Source organism: Romboutsia sp., assembly GCF_051659545.1.
Classification (GTDB): domain Bacteria; phylum Bacillota; class Clostridia; order Peptostreptococcales; family Peptostreptococcaceae; genus JBOFOR01.
In genome coordinates this window covers 1-6,583 of the sequence record NZ_JBOFOR010000293.1, presented here as the reverse complement: position 1 = coordinate 6,583, position 6,583 = coordinate 1, and the positions used below count along the sequence as shown (strand labels likewise).

The following is a 6,583-nucleotide window of genomic DNA, read 5'->3' as shown; positions in this document are numbered from 1 at the left end:
AAGCTTTATTTCTTCTTTTGGTAAATTGGATAATTGTTGTATATTTAAATAGTCTATATCAAAATAATAAAGTTGTTTAAAACCTACAGTGAATTTTACAGCACCTATTATTATTAAGATACTAAAACATATACAAAATAATACATTTAGAATTTTTTTCATTTATCTCCTACCCCTATTTATACTTATACTATTTTAGTAGTAAAGTCTTCTATGTTTAAAACATCATTTACTATATCCATATAGAATTCAGGTTCATGGCAAACTAAAAGTACAGTTCCCTTAAACTCTTTTATAGCTTTTTTAAGTTCCTCTTTAGCTTCTGTATCTAAGTGGTTTGTAGGCTCATCTAGTATTAATAAGTTTATGTCTTTTAACATTATCTTACATAATCTAACTTTAGCAGCTTCCCCTCCACTTAATACTCTCATTTGAGAAGTTATATGCTCGTTAGTTAATCCACACTTAGCAAGATTTTGTCTAACTTCAAAGTTTGTAAGTCCTGGGAATTCTGACCATATTTCATCCATTGGAGTATTATAATTCTCTCTTGAACTTTCTTGTTCAAAATATCCTACCTCTAAATAATCTCCTTGCTTTACGTCTCCGCCAAAAGGCTTTATCATTCCAAGTAAAGTTTTAAGCATTGTAGATTTACCTACACCGTTCATACCTTTTAACGCTACTTTCTGATTTCTTTCTAATATAAAATTAAGTGGCTTAGTTAAAGCTTCATCGTACCCTAATATTAAGTCTTTAGTTTCAAATACAAATCTACTTGGTACTCTAGCTGATTTAAACCCAAAAGTCGGCTTTATTTTCTCTTTTGGTTTTTCAAGTATTTCCATCTTGTCTAATATTTTTTGTCTACTGTTGGCCATACCACGAGTAGCAACTCTTGCCTTATTTCTAGCAACAAAGTCTTCTAGCCTTTTTCTTTCTTCAATTTGCTTATCGTATGCATTTTCTTCTTGGCGTTTCTTTATTTCATTAAGTCTAACAAATTCATCATAGTTACCTTTATATCTATTTAATTCTCCATTTTCTAAATGGTAGATTACGTTACATGTATCATTTATAAATGGTACATCATGAGAAACTAGTACAAAGCTATTTTCATACTCTTGAAGATATCTTGTTAACCAAATTATGTGCTCTTCATCTAAATAGTTTGTAGGCTCGTCTAATATTAATATAGTAGGATTTTCTAGTAATAACTTAGTAAGAAGTACCTTCGTTCTTTGACCACCACTTAAATCAGTTACATCTTTATCTAACCCTATTTCTCCTAAACCTAACCCATTTGCAACTTCTTGAATTTTTGCATCTATCATATAGAATCCACTGTTTTCTAATATTGTTTGTATTTCAGCAGTTTCTTCTAAAAGCTTTGTCATTTCAGAATCATCTGCTTCTCCCATTTTATCGTACATAACTAACATCTCTTGCTCTAAGTCAAACATCGGCTTAAAAGCATCTCTTAATATATCTCTAATTGTTCTTCCTTTTGTTAAAACTGTATGTTGGTCTAAGTAACCTACCGTTGCTCTTGAAGACCACTTTATATCACCAGCATCTGGCATTAATTTTTTTGTTATTATATTTAAAAAAGTTGATTTTCCTTCTCCATTTGCTCCAACTAATGCTATATGCTCACCTTTTCTTAATCTAAATGAAACATTTTCTAACATTATTCTGGCTCCGAAACCATGACTTACGTTTTCTACTACTAGCATCTATCTCTCCACCTCTTTATTAATTTTGTCTATACTATAATATATTCTTTTTGAAGTTAAATCAAGTATTCTAATCATTAGTTTATTAGTACTTTTTGCAAATACTTTTCCTATACATAGCCCGCAAGATAGGCAGTTGTATAAGCTTTCCTTCCAGCAGGCAAGCTGCAAGGGCGGTGCAGCTTATACAACTACCTACCTTGCTCATAATCTATATCAATATTGTTTATATAAAATATGATACAATTAAATATATAATAATTCTATAAGGGGAATATTAATGAAAAAAGTTAATTTTAAATCAAAAATATATATAATGGGTTCAGTGTCATTTGTAGGGAGTGTATTTTTAATTGTATCAATAATAGGATTAGTATTTAACTTGAAATGGCTAACTATTTGTTCAATTTTAATGTACTTTGGCTGTAAAATTATTGGAATTATTATTTGGAGATGTTCAAAATGTAAATCAAATCTACCAAAAGGACAGTATACTCATAACATAAATGAATGTTCATATTGTAAATATCAGCTAAGTTAATTTTCAATTTAAAATAAATGAGTAATAACATTGGTTGTTACTATTATTTCTATATACAAAAACTAAAATATATTTTCTTAAATAAAATATGTAGCTTTTATAATTGCACCCCTATGATATATACATAATTCTATTGTATGTTACGGAGTAAAGGGGTGAATTATGTGAGCTGCGCCGCCCTTGCAGCTTGCCTGCTGGAAGGAAAGCTCACATAATTCACCCCTTTGCGGACTACATATACAGAATTTACATATACTTTAAATCTTCAAAGAACATTATCATGCATCCTGCTGTACTTCTCTGTGCCAATGTAATACTTTTTATTGCTGTCAAATAAAATTTGCTAGTTAAGTCTTCTATATTTCTATACATATAATCTAGTTTTAAAGCATTCATTGAATTATGGTCTGCATAATCTTCAATACTATTGAATATAATTGGAGATTCATGAGATTTAAATCTTTTTATTTTTTTATAGTTTGATTTTACATATACTTCAAATTGTCTATGGTTATCAAATAATTTTCCCTTGGCGTGTTGAGGTATTGTTAGGTCTTGTATTATATGACATGCTGCTCCAAAGAAAAACATACATTTTTCATAGTTGTCCATTACATAATATTTTAAAGCTTTGTTGTAGTAAATTTTTGCCACCATTAATGCATTAGTTTTACTTGCGTATTTTCCTTTTTGCTCTTTAGCATTATAAAAATGATGATAAGATTTAAAATCCTGATCTGCCCAAACTAATCCTTTATTTATTTGTGATGAATATTCCTTAAATAATTTATACTCTCTTTCATATCCATTGTTTTTTAGTATTTCTAATGAATTTTGTTGTATAAATAGATGAACTTCACAATCTGTTTTTATTATAGTTTTTTTAATGGGACTTACAACTTTAAACGTTCCTGATAATGCTGTTGAACAGGCACTTTCTAGCTTCTTTTTCACTGTCATCACCTATATTCATTTATTTGTAAAATACTCTTCCACACCGTCAGATATGCTTTGCATTAGTTTTCTTTGATAATCTGGGCTAGACATCATTCTATCTTCTTCATAATTGCTTAAGAATCCCATCTCTACTAAAACAACTGGCACATTTGACCAATTAAATCCTGTTAAATCCCCTCTTTCAAATATACCATTAATATTTATATTTGATTTTTCCATATTCTTTTTAATAGACTCTGCACATTTATTACTGTTTTCATAAATGTTTGATGTATATTGGCTATTTTTAGATGGAACTAATATAGAGGCTCCCGTTTTAGAACTATTATCTATACTATCTGCATGTATTCTTATTACCATATCTGCTTTTTCTTTATTGGCAAATAATGCTCTTTCAGAGTTGCTTATATTTACATTGTTTGTTTCTCTTGTCATTATAACTTTATACCCTTTACCTTTTAGTATATGCTTTAATACTGTAGATGCTTCTAAATTTAGTACATACTCTGGTTTTTTTGTTCCTACCCCTGTTGCACCAGAAGATACTCTTGCTTTTTGTGAGGAGGAACCTGGTGCTACTGGCTCTAATTTAGAGTCTCCTCTTTCTTGATGTCCTGGATCTATACATATTAAAAATTCTTTCTGTTTATTAGTATCCTCCTTTTTATTTATAGGTTTGTTTATTAAATTTGTGCCTTTATAAAAATTTGTGAGAGGATTTGATGTTCCTATAAGAATAATTCCCATAGCAATTATTACTGTTACTAATAATCTATACTTTTTCATATGTATCTCCTTTCTTCTATCATATACATGCTTTTTATCTATTCATTTTATTGTTTCCAATTATTTATTATTTTATAATTTTACACCTTTTATTTTATTATAGACTTCTCTAAATTTTAATTACATATAATTATATATAAGTCTTTTTAGGAGGATATAAATTGAGAAAAAAGAATAAGTTTAAATTATGTAATTTCGGTTCTCGTAATATAAAAAAAGTAAAAAAAATTGTCAAAAAAAAGGTTAAAAAACGAAAAAAGACTTAACTTAATGCAAATTAGTTAAGTCTTTTTCGTTATCTTTTATATTACATAGCTTCCATTAATAAAGATTAATATTTACTTTTTTTTGATTTATATAATTAATGTACTTGTTATATTTATATTATAAAAATATTTTTTGCTTATTTGTTTGTATAATAAAAGACTTATATTTCTATTTTTCTGATTAATTATTCTTTTTTGTAAAGTACGGTTTTATTGTTTCAGTTTTCCAAGAATCAAAAAATCATTACTGTAAAACCTATTACTAAAGCACCGATATATCATCAATGACTTCTCAGAAAGAAGGTGTTTTATGGTTAGAAAAAAAGTGAAATATAAAAATTCATTTAAGTTAAATTTTATTTTATTTTCATGTTTTTTATTTTTATTATATTTTTTCTCAAATAGTTCAATTTATGCACAATCAAATAATAAAAAAGATGCAGACTATTTAATACCAATTGGAAACATCTTGCAAATTGATGCTGAATTAAAATATTTAGTTGTTAGAAATTATGTTGAAAATTCTCCTTTTATGTTAGGAGATGCATTAATCAGTTTAAATGATATTCCAATTAATAATTATGGTGACTTTTCAAAAGTAACTTCATCTTTAAGTGACAAAGCTAATGTTTCTACATTAATAAGAAGAGGATCTCGTGAGTTAACTATAATCACAACTAAGACTATAATAGAGCAGGTTAATTTCAATAGTTTATTATCTGGATTTGCTACTTTAACTTATATAAACCCAGCTAACTTAGAATTTGGAGCAGTTGGTCATCCTATAAGTATAGGTTGTTTTAGAAAAATTCCTATAAGTAATGGTTGTATCTCTACTACTAGTGATTTAAATATTCAGAAATCTTTTAGAGGAAATGTTGGTTGTATAAATGCAAAGAGAAAAGATACTATCGGACAGTTTACTGAAAATAATAACTTTGGGATAAATGGAAAAATATCAGGTTTTGATATTTCCTATTTGCCTAAATATAAGGTTGCTTCTTTAGATGAAGTAAAGTTAGGTAGAGCACAAATTATTTTACAAACAACTTCTTCTAAATACGAAAAATTTGACATTAAAATTATAGCTATTGAAAAACAAAAAAATCCTTCTCAAAAAACATTTAAAATAAATATTATTGATAAAAATTTGTTAGCTAAAACAGGTGGTATAGTTCAAGGAATGAGTGGTACTCCAATAGTTCAAGGTAACAAAATAATAGGTGCAATATCTCATGCTGTAGAAAACGATCCTACTTTAGGGTACGGAGTATTTATTCAATGGATGCTAGTTGATTAATAAATAAACAAAGATATAGTAGGAAGTTATCTACTATATCTTTATCTTTTACTTAATATCTTTTATTTCTATTTTAGGCAATACATTTGGTACACTTTCTTTTGGTATATTTACATAACTATTTGGTACATCTCCTACAATTATAGTTTCGCAAATTGGTATCTGTGCTTTTACTTCTTTAGTATCTGTAGTCAAAGGTATAACTACTTTAACTTGAGTTTTTGCTTCTAGATAAATTCTATGTCTAGTTTGATTTATTCCTGCTGATTCAAAGCTTGTTTTAAAGTTTACAGATACAGTTCCAATGGGTTCAATAGTAACTTTAATTTGAGGTCCATATCTAGCTAATATTGGACTACCTAATGCTGTCCCTATAGGTATGTATGCAGTTGTAGTTTTTACTTGCTTTAATTCTTCTTGTATTTTTAAGGCTACATCTGATGCTATCCTATTCATCATTATTGTATTTGATTCTATCATAGTTATTTTTCCCTCTGAATCTAGTTTTGCATTCATTAAATCAGAATAATTAACTTTATTTTGAACTATATCTGCTACTGCTTTATTTATAGATCTGTTAGCTAGTTCTAATGCTTTAGTTTCCGCTAATACTTTTATGGTTGGTCTCAAACTAGTATCTACATATATAAAACTTCCAATAAATACAGATAATACAAATATGGTTGAAAAAATCACTATAAATTTTTTAAAATCATTTTGTTTAGGTTCTATTAGTTTTCTATTCATTCGTATCGCCGTTCTACTAAAGCTATCTAAATATACTCATGAGTATATAAATATATTCACCAATAACATTTAGCCCTAAGAACACCATATTCTTAGATTTAATTCACCTTGTATAATATTTCTATTATATAAGCCTGCTGGGTTCTAATTAATATTAACTAGTCCATGTCAGTTCATCCTATTTGAGATGGCGTGAACTACGCAATGATTATTTTTTATATTCTATATCCCCTCTAAAATATATCTATCA

At 27.7% G+C, this 6,583-nt stretch carries 7 protein-coding genes; 2 read left to right on the top strand and 5 right to left on the bottom strand.

The features are described from left to right. Both ACRC03_RS17580 and ACRC03_RS17575 read right to left on the bottom strand, forming a co-directional pair. The coding region (locus ACRC03_RS17580) for a lipoprotein intramolecular transacylase Lit (protein ID WP_438653903.1) at positions 1 to 162 on the bottom strand (162 nt) is incomplete at its 3' end. A 23-nt stretch (positions 163 to 185) separates the two neighbouring features. Next, positions 186 to 1,736: an ABC-F family ATP-binding cassette domain-containing protein gene (locus ACRC03_RS17575; RefSeq protein ID WP_438653902.1), complete on the bottom strand. Its 1,551-nt coding sequence runs from the start codon at positions 1,734 to 1,736 to the stop codon at positions 186 to 188. Between the two features lie 280 nt (positions 1,737 to 2,016). On the opposite strand from ACRC03_RS17575, the gene ACRC03_RS17570 reads away from it, so the two are divergent. Beyond that, positions 2,017 to 2,277 (top strand): hypothetical protein, encoded by a 261-nt coding sequence (locus tag ACRC03_RS17570; protein ID WP_438653901.1) that lies wholly within the window; start codon positions 2,017 to 2,019, stop codon positions 2,275 to 2,277. A 246-nt stretch (positions 2,278 to 2,523) separates the two neighbouring features. Here ACRC03_RS17570 and ACRC03_RS17565 read toward each other — a convergent pair whose 3' ends face one another. Together ACRC03_RS17565 and ACRC03_RS17560 are read right to left on the bottom strand one after the other, a co-directional pair. Next, complete coding sequence (locus tag ACRC03_RS17565) at positions 2,524 to 3,231, bottom strand: zinc dependent phospholipase C family protein (protein WP_438653900.1); 708 nt, start codon at positions 3,229 to 3,231, stop codon at positions 2,524 to 2,526. A 15-nt stretch (positions 3,232 to 3,246) separates the two neighbouring features. Further along, entirely contained in the window at positions 3,247 to 4,020 is a 774-nt protein-coding gene (locus ACRC03_RS17560) for an N-acetylmuramoyl-L-alanine amidase (RefSeq protein ID WP_438653899.1), read from the bottom strand. A gap of 576 nt (positions 4,021 to 4,596) precedes the next feature. On the opposite strand from ACRC03_RS17560, the gene ACRC03_RS17555 reads away from it, so the two are divergent. Next, the gene (locus ACRC03_RS17555; protein ID WP_438653898.1) at positions 4,597 to 5,586 is read left to right on the top strand and encodes a SpoIVB peptidase S55 domain-containing protein; all 990 of its coding nucleotides are present in this window, start codon (positions 4,597 to 4,599) and stop codon (positions 5,584 to 5,586) included. 48 nt (positions 5,587 to 5,634) lie between these two features. Here the strand turns inward: ACRC03_RS17555 and yunB are convergent, their stop codons facing one another. Continuing rightward, on the bottom strand, positions 5,635 to 6,333 hold the full coding sequence (yunB, locus tag ACRC03_RS17550; protein ID WP_438653897.1) for a sporulation protein YunB: 699 nt from the start codon (positions 6,331 to 6,333) through the stop codon (positions 5,635 to 5,637). Positions 6,334 to 6,583: the final 250 nt, after the last annotated feature.